Raw genomic sequence first — 13,845 nt, forward strand, 5'->3', positions numbered from 1 at the left:
TTACTGGAAGCGCATCTAATTTTTAGGGTTTCTGCCATAAAGTTTTATAAGAATTTTGTTGTCACCAAAGTCAGGTTCTTTCTTTTATGTAAATCTTGCCTATGTATGGCGACAACAACAAAAGTATTTATTAACTTTATTTACAATTTTTCGGTTAAAAACTGGAGCATTGTGTCGATATCATCCTCTAAAGCCTTTTTATTTAGAGTTTATTGCCCAATTACGCACCTTCTAGCCCAATTTATTATTAGTTTTTGGGGCTATCTTAGCTAGGCAGCAGAACTATATCGCTATTATCTCGCTCGAAATGACCCCTGCTATGTCCTTTTTTCAAAATGCTTTCTTCAAGGGGATTAGGATGAATACCGCCGCACGCGAAGTTGTTTTTGACTACACCAATACTGTCCAAGCCCAGAAAACAGAAGAGATCCCCCCAACCGCGCTCTTTGAGCAGTATGATACTGCTGCCATCATGGGCGGACTCTACGGCGACGGGATCGTTGGATTGAAAGGCGCATTCGAGCCGACGTGGGCAGATCGCCTCGGTGAGGATATTGAGGTTCTCTTGGAGGAAGCGCTTGCCCGTCCGGGAGGAGCAGTGGGGCGCGGGCCCAACCGATACTACGTAGAGATACACCCGGAGAGGATCGGGGGGTTTCTCGACCTCGTTACACATCCTTGGGTAGTGGCAGTGTCAACCGCAGTCCTTGGAGAAGACTACAAAATCGTGGAGATTGGATTCGACGTGCCTCTTCCTGGCTCCATGAATCAGCCCTGGCATCGTGACTTTCCTGCGCCCGAAGCCACTCTGACAGGACGCAGGCTCAACTCGCTTGCCTTCAATTTGACCACCGTGGATGTCGAAGAGGATATGGGGCCATTCGAGATAGCACCCGGCACCCAGTGGGATCGCCCAATCGGCTTCAAACACGGAATGTTTCCGCCCAAATCTCTCTACAGTCGATACCAGGAGCGTGCTGTGAGGAAAATACCGAAGCGTGGAGATATATCTGTCCGGTCAGCGCTGACCATTCATCGGGGTACTGCCAACCAATCCCAAAAATCGCGACCGACGCTAGTGCTTGGTGTGGATGCTCCAGATGCCCAAAACGCAAAGCGGCACGATCTCCAGTTCACTCGCGCTTACTACCAGACTATCCCCCCAGTACATCGAAAGCACTTCGCCTGCCGAGTCGTTGACGAACTAGAACCTATCGTACAAGCACATACCATTGAGGGACTCGTCATGGGGGAGGCTTAACACAAACCGAGTTCAAGTTATAAACACATTTTTCTCAAAATTGCTAAGCTAACGCGCCTACACATTGCACAAACTCTGTGTAGACCGTCATTAGTCATTAGTCATTAGTCATTTGTGTTTACCAATTGGACTTTGGACTATTGGCTTAGGACAACCTCACCAGTTGATGTGCAATCTTATTTGCGTAACAGCTTATCTGCTTGCAACAAGCTTTGTTGGGCAATGTATTCTTCTTCCTTTTGGGGGTCATGAAGCTGAAGCCTGATATCATGTGCGGTTAATTACTTACTAAACCCGAAGAACCCCACCCCTTAATCCCCTCCCCGCTTGCGGGGAGGGGAGACAAAGCACTGCTTTGGCGGGGTGGGGTTTAATGATTACCGAAATCATAACTAATTACCCGAACATGATATGAAAGCTCGATCGCCCCTAGCCCATCTTAACTGCGGACATTAACGAACAGCTTTCAAGGTATCGTAAAGTAATTTGTAGCGATTAAACGCTGCTTCATACAAAGGATTTGTCTGGGGCTGTACCAGATGACTAGCTGGCGATACTATCTTGAGTGCAGCTTCTAAACTAGGGTACGCACCAATCCCCACCATTGCCAAAATAGCAGCTCCGTAAGCAGCTCCCTCTTCGGCTTTGGGAGCAATAAGTTCTGTTTGCAAAACATCTGCTAAAATTTGCAACCAAATATTAGACCGTGCGCCTCCACCTGTTGCCAAAAGTTGATGCACGGGAGCGATCGCACTAATCACTTCCAAGGCTTCCCGCAAGCTGAATGCAACCCCCTCCAAAACAGCGCGAATGACATCTGCTTGTGTATGAGCTAATGACAAATTCACGAAAGCACCGCGAGTCTCTGGATCGAGGTGGGGACTGCGTTCTCCGGAAAGGTGAGGCAGAAATAGAACACCACGCGCACCAGGAAGCGATCGCTGTGCCATTTCCATCAAATCAGTGTATGATATCTGCGGTGCAAATGTATCTCGATACCAACGCAAAGAACCACCAGCCGCTAAAGTCACTCCCAATAGATGATAACCACCATCCACATGACAGAACAAATGTACGCGACCTTGGGGATCGGGAATTGGGCGATTGCATGGTGCAAAGATAACTCCCGATGTACCAATACTCAAACTACCCAGGTTGAGGTTGCTTGATGAGATACCCAAACCAATTGCTGCTGCTGCATTATCGCCTCCGCCAGCAATTACAGGCAATCCCGCAGGTAATCCAACGCGGGCAGCGATTTCTGGTTTCAGCCGTCCGGCGATCGCGGTTGATTCGATGACTGAGGGAAACAACGCTGGCTTGATATCTAGAGCATCGAGAATATCTGTATCCCACAGCCGCTTCGCCAGATTCAGACACCCGACACCAGACGCATCAGATGGTTCTGTCGCAAGTTCGCCTGTTAGCACGTATCCTAGATAATCTTTTGGCAAAAGAATTTGCCACAACCGAGTATATGCTTCTGGTTCTTGACTCCGCAACCATAAAAGCTTCGGCAATTGAAACCCCGTAATTGCCGGATTTCCAGTGCGTTGAATTAATTCTGGATGGGGAATAGTGGCTTCAATCTCAGCAACAGCTTTACCTGTGCGTTGGTCGTTCCACAAAATTGCTGGTCTGATGGCTTTTCCTTCAGCATCGAGAGGAACCATACCATGCATTTGTCCCGATAAACCGAGGGCGATCGCTTGGTATCCATTTAACTGTTGAGTAACATCAGAAAGAGCAGCCAAACTTGCATCAATCCAATCCGATGAGTTCTGTTCTGTCCAGCCTGGTTGTGGAGTTAACAGCGGATAGCTTCTGGTTGCTTGAGCGATAATTTGCCCTTGCAGGTCAACTGCGATCGCCCGCACTCCTCCCGTACCCAAGTCTAAGCCAACTACGATGTCGCTCAATTGCGCCTCCAAATCCTTAATTGCGAATTAACCCAACTTCTTAAAGTATCTGGCGACTGGGAACAGCCTAAAACCCAGCTTTTCATAGGTACAACGTGCTGGGGCATGGCCCGGATCGCCTCCGGTTTCAACCATAGCAACGGACATTCCAGCAACTTTCATCCAATCAAGAGCGAATTCCATCAAAGCAGCGCCAATGCCTCGACGTTGATAGTCTGGATCGACGGCAACCATATAGATTTCTCCCATACTGTTCTCAAAGTGGAGTTTCACGGCTACAAAGCCCTGAATTGAACCGGAGTCGATCGCCACCCACACCTTATTGTCCGCAGCAGCACAAACTCCCTCGACAGCATGAAGCTGGCTTACACGCCAACCGTCGGGATAGAATGAGCGATACACGTCAATATCCATCGCTTTCTCAAGGGAATCAAAAACCGGAGACCATGCCCGAATCGAAAGGCTTTTGATGGCGTCAAGGTGGCTATCTTCGTATGGTTCAATTCGCATTTCGGTATCGACTCTACTTATAAGAGCAGGAAAAGGGGCAGGGAGCAGGGCACTGGTGTCAACTTAACCTAAAACTGCTGTCCCGCAAAGAACTGAAGTTCTTTGCTAATAGCTCAAGTCATCTCAAAGATGACTGAATTTTTTAATAATCTTTAGTCTACTTCAGTAGACTTGAGCTATTAGCTTGGGAATTCATTCCCAAGCGGGTGATGAAGCCAATAGTGAAGCTATTCCTAGCGATGCAACAAAGGTGCAAGCCGATGCAACAAAGGTGCAAGTCGATGCAACAAAGGTGCAAGTCGATGCAATAAAGGTGCAAGTCGATGCAATAAAGGTGCAAGGCGATGCAACAAAGGTGCAAGTCGATGCAACAAAGGTGCAAGTCGATGCAACAAAGGTGCAAGCCGATGCAACAAAGGTGCAGGTCAAGAGACTTCTGTGTACACTGTAGGCTTTAGAATCGGGCTAATGTTTCTTTAGCTCCAAACTCATACAACCTGTGTAAATGGTTCGTAACTGCATCCACGAAAAGCGGTGACTGGGATAAATCGCCAAAAATCTCAGTCAGGTTGAGCAATGGTCTGGCATCAGAGCCACTGGTACAAGCTAGTTGTGTGAGAGTACCTCCTATTGGGTCATCAATGGGAATAGCGTTGCCTTGGTCATCCTTTCCGTTGAGGTAACGGAACCAAGCTGCAACCGTGAGACTCATGTAGTCAATTACTCCGCCTTGTTGCAGTGCATCGCGAACTGAACCTAAAACAAATTTTGGCATTTTAGCGGAACTATTGAGGCAAAGACGCGGGAGTTGATCTCGAATCTTAGGATTAGCAAAGCGTTCTATTAAGGTCTGTTTGTAATTATCTAAATCAATTCCTGGTACGGGTTGGAGTGTGGGCGTGACTTCTGCCATTAAACGATCCACAGCTTGCCGGATTAAGGGATCGGCCATCACCTCGTGGACGTAGCTGTAACCTGCCAAGGTGCCAAGATAACCAATTAACAAGTGACTGGCGTTGAGCAGCCGGATTTTCATCATTTCGTAGGGATGAACATCATCGGTCATCTGCACGCCAACAGATTCCCAATCAGGTCTACCCGCACAGAAGTTGTCTTCAACTACCCACTGAAGGAACGGTTCGGCAACGACTGGAAAGGCATCATCAATATTAAACTCTTCCTCCACCATTTTGATATCTGCTGGGGTGGTGGCGGGGGTAATGCGATCGACCATACAGTTGGGGAAGGCTACCTGTTCGGCAACCCAACTTCCCAATTCCGGGTTCTGCATCTCGGCAAATGCAGTTAACATTTTCCGGGCAATGTTGCCGTTGCCTTGCAAGTTATCGCAGGATAATACAGTAAACGGTGCTATTCCCTGTTGGCGGCGGCGTTCAAGGGCTGCTGTCAAAAAGCCATATACGCCAATTGGCTGGTCGGGATGCTGCAAATCGTACTGAATCGTTGGGTGATTGGTATCAAATTCTCCGCTACCTTCAATATAGTAGTAGCCACCTTCGGTAATTGTCAGAGTGACGATACGGCATTTGGGATCTGCTAAGGTATCAATTACTGCTTGGCGGTTATCTGGGGCAAACAGATATTTTGTAATTGCTCCAATAACACGGGCTTTGTCGCCTTCTGGCGACCTTTCAACTAAGGTATACAAACAATCTTGCGACTTCAGTGCATCCCGCATTCGTTGGTCAAATTCCAGTAACCCAACCCCGCAAATTCCCCAATCACTGCCGGGATGTTCGTGAAAGTAGTTATCGAGATATAATGCCTGGTGTGCCCGATGGAACCCACCCACACCGATATGGACAATGCCGTTAGTAATTTGGTGGCGATCGTACTGGGGTACGCGAACGTTACTTGCTAAACGAGCTAAAGCTGCTTCATTCAGCTTGATTGCTGAGCCGGTGCTGATATTGTTCATGGGATTCATTAATGGTTAAATGGTGACGGCGAGCTTTAGGAATGGCTTCACCCTCTCGGTCAAACAAATGGCAAAGTTCGCCGTTAATGTAAATCGGCACGAAATCGTGCAATTGGGCGGGATTATCTCCATCTGTTTGCACTACGATGGTGTCACCACCCGCAATTTTGATGTAAAGATAGGTTTCTCCGCCCAATCGTTCTACAACTAGCACTTCGCCATTTATGCTGGGGTTGCTGCGATCGAGCCGCAGATGTTCGGGACGAATTCCTAATGTGGCTCTATCCCCAACTGACAGGGTTCTGGGCTGCACGGGAATCATTACAGTTGCATCGCCAGGAAGCCTTACCGTTGTCCCAGAGTCATTGACGGCTGACACCGTGACGGGGATAAAATTCATTTTCGGCGAACCAATAAATCCGGCGACGAATATATTGCGGGGATGGTGGTAAAGTTCTAGGGGAGAACCAACTTGTTCGATGATGCCACCTTGCAATACCACAATTTTGTCAGCAAGGGTCATTGCTTCAACTTGGTCGTGGGTGACGTAAATCATCGTGGCTTGCAGGCTGTCATGTAAACTAGCAAGCTCAATTCGCATTTGCACCCGCAAAGCTGCATCTAGATTTGATAGTGGCTCATCAAATAAAAATACTTTGGGATTTCGCACTAAAGCACGGCCAATCGCTACCCGTTGGCGCTGTCCTCCTGATAGTTCTTTGGGTTTGCGGTTTAAGAGTGGTTCTAATTGGAGGATGCGGGCGACTTCACGTGCTCTTTCATGGCGTTGGGCTTTCGGCATACCTGCAAGCCGGAGGCTAAAGGCCATATTTTCGGCGACTGTCATGTGGGGGTATAAGGCGTAGGTTTGAAAGACCATTGCCAAGCCGCGTTTGTCGGGGGGTATGTCGTTGACTTTTTGACCGTCGATGAGTAAATCGCCGGAGGAAATTTCTTCTAGTCCAGCAATCATGCGGAGTAAGGTGGATTTTCCGCAGCCGGAGGGGCCGACGAAAACGACAAATTCGCGATCGCTGATGTCGAGATCTATGCCTTTGATGATTTCTGTGTCGGCGTAGGTTTTATGGATATTTCTTAAAGCAACTGTTGACATAGGATGTTTTGATTAAGGGTTTTGTTTTATCACGCAGAGACGCGGAGGCGCAAAGAGGAGAACGCAAGAGTTTGTTTGTAATCCCTTGTGCCTTCTGCCTTTTATTTCACTGCACCGAAGGTTAGACCTCTGACTAGTTGGCGTTGACTTAGCCAGCCGAAGATGAGGATGGGTGCGATCGCCAATGTTGATGCTGCTGAGAGTTTTGCCCAAAATAATCCTTGGGGGCTGGAAAATGAGGCAATAAAGGCGGTGAGGGGGGCAGCGTCTGCTGTTGTTAGGTTCAGGCTCCAAAATGCTTCGTTCCAGGACAAGATAATTGAGAGTAAGGCGGTGGAGGCGATTCCGGGGAGTGCTAGGGGTAGCAAGACGTGAATCAGTTCTTGCTGTGTGGTTGCTCCGTCCATGCGATCGGCTTCGAGAATGTCTTTAGGAACTTCTTTGAAGAAGCTGTAAATCATCCAGACGACGATGGGCAAATTAATCAGGGTATAAATGATAATTAAACCGATGCGGGTATCTAGTAAGCCAGCGTTGCGACACAAAATGTAGATGGGAACCAGTACGCCGACTGGTGGCAGCATTTTGGTGGACAGCATCCACAGCAGAGTTCCTTTGGTGCGTTTGGTGGGAAAGAACGCCATCGCGTAAGCAGCAGGTACAGCAAGCAGGAGGGCGACTATAGTTGAGCCGAGGGAAATTGCTACGCTGTTAAATGCATAATTGAAATAATTTGCCCGGTCTTGGATGGCAACATAATTTTCCAATGTCGGGCGGAAAAATAACTGCGGGGGAGTTGAAACTGCCGCTACTTCGGTTTTGAAACTGGTAATAAACATCCAGAAGATGGGGAAAAATAAGAGGCAAGCGGCAAGCCAGCCCAGTAAAGTCCATAGCCACCGCTTTGAAGTTTTACGTGCCATGTTAAGTATCCAAATTACGAGCAACACTACGCATTAAGAAGATTGCCACGATATTGGCAAGGATGACGGCAATTAATCCTCCAGCTGATGCACCGCCGACATCAAATTCCAACAAGGCTTTTAAGAAGATGTAATAGGCTAGGTTGGTGGTTGCGAGTCCGGGGCCGCCGCCTGTGGTCACAAAGATTTCGGCAAAGATGGTCAAGAAGAAAATTGTCTCAATCATGGCGACCACAGAAATGGCGCGGCTAAGATGCGGTAGCATAACGAAACGAAATAGAGCGATCGCATTTGCTCCATCCATTCGCGCTGCTTCTAACTGGTCGCGATCGAGTGACTGAATGGCTGTTAATAAAATCAGCAAAGCAAAAGGCAGCCATTCCCAGGAAACAATAATAATGATGGCAAGCAGGGGAACGCTGGCAAACCAATCAATTGCTCCCAAACCCAAGCCTCTAGTAATTTGAGCAAACAGCCCATTTACTGGATGCATCAGCATATTTTTCCAGATTAGGGCGCTGACTGTAGGCATCACAAAAAATGGCGAGATTGCTAGCACCCGTGCCACACCACGACCGTAAAAGTCCTGGTCAAATAGCACTGCTAATAATGTGCCTAGACCAATTGTGATTACTAAAACTGAAACAACCAGAATAATTGTGATGGCGATCGATGTCCATAGTGCTGAGTCAGTCAGAATGAAGGTGAAATTTTCAATGCCGATGAATTTACGTGCGTCTGGATTCAACAGGTTATACCGCTGAAAGGAAAACCATATAGTCATCACCAGAGGCACAATCATCCACAGCAGCAGGACAACGACCGAAGGCGCAACCAGAGGTAAGGTTGACGCTTGCCGTTTAGCCCATTGCCTAGCGGGTGGCGGCGTTTCGTGTTGAGGTTTGACCGCTAATGAAGAAGACATAATGACAATTCAAAATTCAAAACTTGTACTGAGCGCAGTCGAAGTATTCAAAATGGCAGCATTTACGCAAAATCTCTTTAAAATTCCTATGCCCCATGCCCCATGCCCAATTTCAATCGATATAACCCGTATGTCTCATAAAACGTTCAGTAAATCTCTGCGATTGCTGCAACGCCCCATCTATCGAAGTCCGATTAGTTAATGCTGCTGCCAAAGTTTGCCCGACAGAAGAACCGATCGCTTGAAATTCTGGAATATCCACATATTGAACGCCCTTATACGGTGTTGGTTCTGCGGATGGACGGGTAACATCAGCAGATTGAATTGCTTTCAGCACGATTGGGGCAAAGGGTGCAGCTTTGCGATAGTTGGGGTTTTCATACGTGGAAGTCCGAGTTCCTGGCGGTACGGCAACCCAGCTATTCTCTTTGGCAACTAGTTGGATATATTCTTTTGATGTTGCCCAAGCAACAAACCTTTGTGCGGCTTCTGGCGATTTTGAGGTTTTAGGAACTGCTAAAGCCCAAGCCCAAAGCCAGTTTGAACCGTTGGGATATTTTTCAATTGGCGCACGGGCAAAGCCTACTTTATCGTAAACTTGGGATTCTTTGGGATTGGATAGCAGCCCAGCGGCCACGGTTGCATCTACCCACATACCACATTTACCTGTGGAGAATAATGCCAGATTCTCATTAAATCCGTTGGAACTGGCTCCTGGCGGCCCGTACTTTTGCAGCAAATCGATATAAAATGCGATCGCCTCTTTCCAAGCTGGAGTATTAATTGTCGGTTGCCAGTTCATATCAAACCAGCGTCCGCCATAAGTGTTAACCAAGGTGGAAACAAAAGCCATGTTTTCACCCCAACCAGGTTTTCCACGCAAGCAAACTCCATAAATTCCACGCGCCGGATCGTGGATTTTGCTTGCCCATTCTCTCATTTGAGGATAGGTTGGCTGTTCTGGAACCGTAATCCCGGCTTTATCAAACAAGTCTTTGCGGTAATACAGCATAGAACTTTCCCCATAAAACGGCACGGCATAAAGTTTGCCGTTATGAGAAAGTCCTTCGCGGATGGGTTTTAGTAAATCGTTAATGTCGTAGTCTGCACCTAAATCCAAGGGTCTTAACCAATCCCGTCTAGCCCAGATTGGTGTTTCATAAGAACCGATAGTCAAGACATCGAATTGACCGCCTTGGCTTGCAACATCTGTAGTTGTGCGTTGGCGCAAAACATTTTCTTCTAGCACCACCCACCGCAGTTGAATATCGCGGTTGGCTTCCTCGAACTTGCGGGAAAGTCCTTGCATGACCACCATATCGCCATTATTAACAGTGGCGATCGTCAGTGTAGTTTTCTCTGCGGCTTGGGATTGCCACGAACAAGCGTGTAGCAGTTGCGCCAACATCACTCCAGCGAGAAATGCTACCAGCACTTTAGCGAAGCGGGGGATACGCATCGCATTACTCCTTTGATATAAAAAATCGAACGGAGAAAATTTTTGATTTTATGCTCTAAATTTGAGTAAAAGCTCAATAATAGAATCATACCAACCCCACTTCAATGACGGGAATTTGCAACAATTCTTCAATAAGAGGTTGAAATTATGACAGTAACAGCAACCTATCAGTTTGTAGGTAAAAATATCTTGATTACAGGTGGTGCAGGAGATATAGGCAAGGCAACTGCACGCCGGTTTGCTGCTAATGGTGCGGGTGTAGCGCTGCTAGATTTGAATGAACCGAAGATGACAGATGTAGCAGAGGAACTAAAAGATTACAACGTTCCTGTGGGCACATTTCGCTGTGATGTTACATCTGCCGATCATGTTACCAAAGCCTTTACTGATGCTGTAGAGCAGCTTGGACGGATTGATTATGTATTTAATAATGCGGGTTATCAAGGAGCGTTTGCGAAAACAGACGGATATCCTGAAGATGACTTTCAAAAGGTGATTAACATTAACGTTGTTGGCGTTTTCCACGTTCTGAAGGTGGCTGCAAAGTACTTGCGCGATATCGGAGGAGGTGCGATCGTTAATATGGCGAGTTATGCAGGCGTAGTCGGGCCGCCAAATATGTTAGCGTATGGTGCTTCCAAGTTTGCGGTGATTGGTATGACTCAGACAGCAGCCAAAGACTTGGCTCCCTACGGCATCCGGGTAAATGCATTGTCTCCTGCACTTATAGGCCCTGGTTTTATGTGGACGCGACAAACCGAATTGCAAGCAGCAGTAGGTTCTCAGTACTTTGATGCCGACCCCAAAATAGTTGAGCAACAGATGATTAATTCAGTCCCAATGCGGCGCTTAGGAAGTTTGGCAGAGGTAGCAAATGGGGTAGCGTTTCTGATGAGCGACGAAGCAAGTTACATAACCGGGTTTAACTTGGAAGTAACAGGTGGTCAATGAAGAGGGCAAGGGGCAAGGGGCAGGGGAGCAAACGCCGTTTAGCATGTGAACTCTTTCTTAAGCACTACCTCAAGAGATGCAAGAGCGTTAAATTTGCACTTTTTAGTTAATATGAGCAAAAGTTATGTCTTTGGGCATATACTCAAAATTATCTAACCATTCTTTTGGTAGGTACATAGTTTTGGAAGGTGGGATATGGGAGAGCCTTTATTAGAGGGGCGCGATGCCAATAAAGCTGGCTTGCCCCTTAGATCCCGCAAATTAGATCTAGCTGCTCATGCTGCTTGGCTGTATTACATTGCTGGAAATACGCAAGAGGAGATTGCAGCAAAACTCAATGTTTCTCGGCAAGCTGCACAGCGCTTGGTGGCACTGGCGGTCACTGAAAAATTGATCAAATTTCGCCTCGATCATCCGCTGAGCGAATGTATTGCTCTGGCTGAGTCGTTGCGCGATCGCTTTGGGCTATCGCTTTGTGAAGTGGTTCCAACTGACGCAGGCAATGGCGAGACACTCAATGGAATTGGTGTCTGTGCTGCCACCCACTTAGAGGCTTACCTGATGGCGAAGATTCCGACCATACTAGCGTTGTCCTCTGGTCGCACATTGCGAGCAATGGTGGAGCAAATTCCCTCAATGAACCAACCCCAGCATAAAATTGTTTCTATTATTGGCAATATGTCTCACTATGGGCGTGCAGGTCGTCACGAAGTAGTGATGCATTTGTCCGATCGCGTCGGTTCCCAAGCTTACCCAGTGCCGACTCCGGTTGTCGCCACTAGCGTTGAAGAACGAGAATTATTGCAGACTCAGCGATCGTTTATTACTGTTAAAACTCTTGCAGAGCAAGCCAAAGTAACATTTGTCGGTATTAGCGAGATTGCCTGGAATGCACCGTTACATCAAAACGGCTTTATCAATGATGATGAGGTGGCTGAATTGATAGAACTGGGGGCAGTAGGAGAAATTGCGGGTTGGGCTTACGATCGCTACGGAGTATTGCTGCAACAAGGAACGAATAACCGGGTTGCTAGCGTACCACTCGAACAACCGGCTTCTCGGTTGATTGTTGGTGTAGCAGGTGGCCTGAAAAAGGCAGAAGCGATTCTAGCTGCTTTACGCGGTCAGTTAATTACAGGATTGATTGCTGATGAAGCCGCCGCCCAAGCAATTCTGGCTAAAATTTAGCTGAATCCGACACAAGCCCTACACTGCTGGTAAAAAGTTATAGCGAGCGCACATTTAAGCGTACTACTCCACGAGCGTCAAAAAGCGTTGAGAGTTGAATCCACCCATCACTAAGCCATAATCAAAACGGTGTTGCGGTTGCCATTCCAATGCACTCTAAAAGTGCGCTAAGTGTCAAGATGACTGATATGCAGACACCATTGGCAATCGGCTGGATGAGTAGAGCAATTTTCACCAAAAACTCTTTACATATTCGGACACCCTGGCATGTTATCTCCAAGCAGCAACCGTGCCAAACTGGGTAAAGCTTCACCATAGGTCGGATGGATGTGAACCGATCGCTCTAACAGCTGCCAAGTTGCTCCTGCTTCCATTAGGGATAAAAATACATGCACTAGTTCAGCAGTTTCGTACCCCACTAAAGTTGCTCCTAGAATTTTGTCTGTATCGCAGTCGATCGCCATGCGATAAAATCCCAAATCATGCCCCCACTCGATGGCACGCGCAATTTGGCTCATGGGTAACGTGACAGCACGGGCGTTGATGCCTTGTTTCTGAGCCTGTTCTAAGGTCATACCCACTCGCCCAACTTGGGGTTCTGTGTAAACCGCATAACCAAGAACGCGATCGCTCCGCGTCCGGTTTTCTCCACACAAAATTGCTTTTAAGCGGCGATAGTCCTCCCAGGACACATGGGTAAAGGCAGGCTGTTTGGCAGCATCCCCGATGGCATAGACTCCAGAACAAGTAGTATGGAAGCGATCGTCAATTTTGACAAACCCTCGCTCGTCTAGCTCAATTCCGCTGGCGGCTGCATTTAAGGCACTTGTATTGGGTTTTCGTCCAATGGCAACCAGCAACGCTTCTCCCTGGAGTTGTTCGCCATTGCTCAGGGTCAGCCGAAACACATTATTCTCGTGGGCGACGCGATCCACATTGACGCCAAAGTGAAGTCCAATCCCATCCTGCTTGAATGCTTCTGCTAAGACCTCGCTGACATCAGACTCTTCTTGTCCGAGGAGGCGATCGCCCCGCACAATTAAGTCAGTCTGACTGCCCAAACGCGCTAGTCCTTGTCCCAATTCCAAGCCAATATAGCCCCCTCCGATCGCCAATAAACGGGCTGGTAAGGCCTTCAAGTCAAAGAAGTTGCGGTTAGTCAGGTAGGGAGTTCCGGCAAGTCCGGGAATGTCAGGAATTAGCGATGACGTACCTGTGTTAATGATTACCAAAGGAGCCTGAAGGGTAACATCCCCACCTTTGACCGTCCGTTCCCCCACAAAAGAAGCTTCGGCACAAATGATTTTGACACCCGCACTCTCTAATCGCTTGCGAATCCCCTGATTAAAGCTGCTGCGGATTCCCCGAACTCGCTCCATAACAGCGGGGAAATCCACTTCAACCTCTGTGTGGATGCCTAGCTTCTTACTCTGGCGTGCCCGTCCCGCTGCATGAGCCGCTGCTAAGAAGGCTTTGGACGGAGTACAGCCATAGTTGATGCAACTGCCGCCTAAAGCATCTCGCTCAAACAAGACAACTTTACGTCCCTCATTGGCCAAATCAGCCGCCAGTGGAATGCCTCCTTGACCGCTGCCGATGACAATAACATCTGCTGTTTCCATCAGTGCTAAACTCCTTGGAAATAGTTTCCTTTCA

General features: G+C 47.8%; 12 protein-coding genes. 4 read left to right on the forward strand and 8 right to left on the reverse strand.

Annotated features, from left to right (window positions below):
• Nucleotides 1–472 precede the first annotated feature (472 nt).
• Nucleotides 473–1,261: a phytanoyl-CoA dioxygenase family protein gene (locus tag NSTC745_RS25205; protein ID WP_445638681.1), complete on the forward strand. Its 789-nt coding sequence runs from the start codon at nucleotides 473–475 to the stop codon at nucleotides 1,259–1,261.
• 452 nt (nucleotides 1,262–1,713) lie between these two features.
• On the opposite strand, the gene xylB is transcribed toward NSTC745_RS25205, so the two are convergent.
• Complete coding sequence (xylB, locus tag NSTC745_RS25210; protein ID WP_445633413.1) at nucleotides 1,714–3,180, reverse strand: xylulokinase; 1,467 nt, start codon at nucleotides 3,178–3,180, stop codon at nucleotides 1,714–1,716.
• A 27-nt stretch (nucleotides 3,181–3,207) separates the two neighbouring features.
• Nucleotides 3,208–3,582: a GNAT family N-acetyltransferase gene (locus NSTC745_RS25215; RefSeq protein WP_445633414.1), complete on the reverse strand. Its 375-nt coding sequence runs from the start codon at nucleotides 3,580–3,582 to the stop codon at nucleotides 3,208–3,210.
• A 292-nt stretch (nucleotides 3,583–3,874) separates the two neighbouring features.
• Between NSTC745_RS25215 and NSTC745_RS25220 the strand changes: the two genes are divergently transcribed.
• Nucleotides 3,875–4,141: a hypothetical protein gene (locus tag NSTC745_RS25220; RefSeq protein WP_445633415.1), complete on the forward strand. Its 267-nt coding sequence runs from the start codon at nucleotides 3,875–3,877 to the stop codon at nucleotides 4,139–4,141.
• A 3-nt stretch (nucleotides 4,142–4,144) separates the two neighbouring features.
• On the opposite strand, the gene NSTC745_RS25225 is transcribed toward NSTC745_RS25220, so the two are convergent.
• From NSTC745_RS25225 to NSTC745_RS25245, 5 genes are all read right to left on the reverse strand, one after another.
• Nucleotides 4,145–5,629, reverse strand: a complete 1,485-nt coding sequence (locus NSTC745_RS25225; RefSeq protein WP_445633416.1) for a mannitol dehydrogenase family protein — start codon at nucleotides 5,627–5,629, stop codon at nucleotides 4,145–4,147.
• Entirely contained in the window at nucleotides 5,589–6,743 is a 1,155-nt protein-coding gene (locus NSTC745_RS25230) for an ABC transporter ATP-binding protein (protein ID WP_445633417.1), read from the reverse strand. Before NSTC745_RS25230 ends, NSTC745_RS25225 begins: the two co-directional genes overlap by 41 nt.
• A gap of 101 nt (nucleotides 6,744–6,844) precedes the next feature.
• Nucleotides 6,845–7,666: a carbohydrate ABC transporter permease gene (locus NSTC745_RS25235; protein ID WP_445633418.1), complete on the reverse strand. Its 822-nt coding sequence runs from the start codon at nucleotides 7,664–7,666 to the stop codon at nucleotides 6,845–6,847.
• 1 nt (nucleotide 7,667) lies between these two features.
• A complete protein-coding gene (locus NSTC745_RS25240) occupies nucleotides 7,668–8,591 on the reverse strand; it encodes a carbohydrate ABC transporter permease (RefSeq protein WP_445633419.1) in 924 nt (307 codons plus the stop codon).
• Nucleotides 8,592–8,703: 112 nt separating this feature from the next.
• Nucleotides 8,704–10,050 carry an ABC transporter substrate-binding protein gene (locus NSTC745_RS25245; protein ID WP_445633420.1) on the reverse strand — a complete coding sequence of 449 codons (1,347 nt, stop codon included), beginning with the start codon at nucleotides 10,048–10,050 and terminating at the stop codon, nucleotides 8,704–8,706.
• Between the two features lie 147 nt (nucleotides 10,051–10,197).
• Between NSTC745_RS25245 and NSTC745_RS25250 the strand changes: the two genes are divergently transcribed.
• Both NSTC745_RS25250 and NSTC745_RS25255 read left to right on the forward strand, forming a co-directional pair.
• The gene (locus NSTC745_RS25250; protein ID WP_445633421.1) at nucleotides 10,198–11,001 is read left to right on the forward strand and encodes an SDR family NAD(P)-dependent oxidoreductase; all 804 of its coding nucleotides are present in this window, start codon (nucleotides 10,198–10,200) and stop codon (nucleotides 10,999–11,001) included.
• A 195-nt stretch (nucleotides 11,002–11,196) separates the two neighbouring features.
• Entirely contained in the window at nucleotides 11,197–12,189 is a 993-nt protein-coding gene (locus tag NSTC745_RS25255; protein ID WP_445633422.1) for a sugar-binding transcriptional regulator, read from the forward strand.
• Between the two features lie 245 nt (nucleotides 12,190–12,434).
• Here the strand turns inward: NSTC745_RS25255 and NSTC745_RS25260 are convergent, their stop codons facing one another.
• Entirely contained in the window at nucleotides 12,435–13,811 is a 1,377-nt protein-coding gene (locus tag NSTC745_RS25260; protein ID WP_445633423.1) for a dihydrolipoyl dehydrogenase family protein, read from the reverse strand.
• Nucleotides 13,812–13,845: the final 34 nt, after the last annotated feature.

The sequence above is a fragment of the Nostoc sp. DSM 114161 genome, assembly GCF_052692665.1.

What these genes read in the sequence shown, in the direction of transcription:
- NSTC745_RS25205 (WP_445638681.1), top strand. Translation starts at nt 473, where the DNA reads ATGGGCGGACTCTACGGCGACGGGATCGTTGGATTGAAAGGCGCATTC.
- NSTC745_RS25225 (WP_445633416.1), bottom strand. Translation starts at nt 5,629, where the DNA reads ATGAACAATATCAGCACCGGCTCAGCAATCAAGCTGAATGAAGCAGCT.
- NSTC745_RS25230 (WP_445633417.1), bottom strand. Translation starts at nt 6,743, where the DNA reads ATGTCAACAGTTGCTTTAAGAAATATCCATAAAACCTACGCCGACACA.
- NSTC745_RS25235 (WP_445633418.1), bottom strand. Translation starts at nt 7,666, where the DNA reads ATGGCACGTAAAACTTCAAAGCGGTGGCTATGGACTTTACTGGGCTGG.
- NSTC745_RS25240 (WP_445633419.1), bottom strand. Translation starts at nt 8,591, where the DNA reads ATGTCTTCTTCATTAGCGGTCAAACCTCAACACGAAACGCCGCCACCC.
- NSTC745_RS25245 (WP_445633420.1), bottom strand. Translation starts at nt 10,050, where the DNA reads ATGCGTATCCCCCGCTTCGCTAAAGTGCTGGTAGCATTTCTCGCTGGA.
- NSTC745_RS25250 (WP_445633421.1), top strand. Translation starts at nt 10,198, where the DNA reads ATGACAGTAACAGCAACCTATCAGTTTGTAGGTAAAAATATCTTGATT.
- NSTC745_RS25255 (WP_445633422.1), top strand. Translation starts at nt 11,197, where the DNA reads ATGGGAGAGCCTTTATTAGAGGGGCGCGATGCCAATAAAGCTGGCTTG.
- NSTC745_RS25260 (WP_445633423.1), bottom strand. Translation starts at nt 13,811, where the DNA reads ATGGAAACAGCAGATGTTATTGTCATCGGCAGCGGTCAAGGAGGCATT.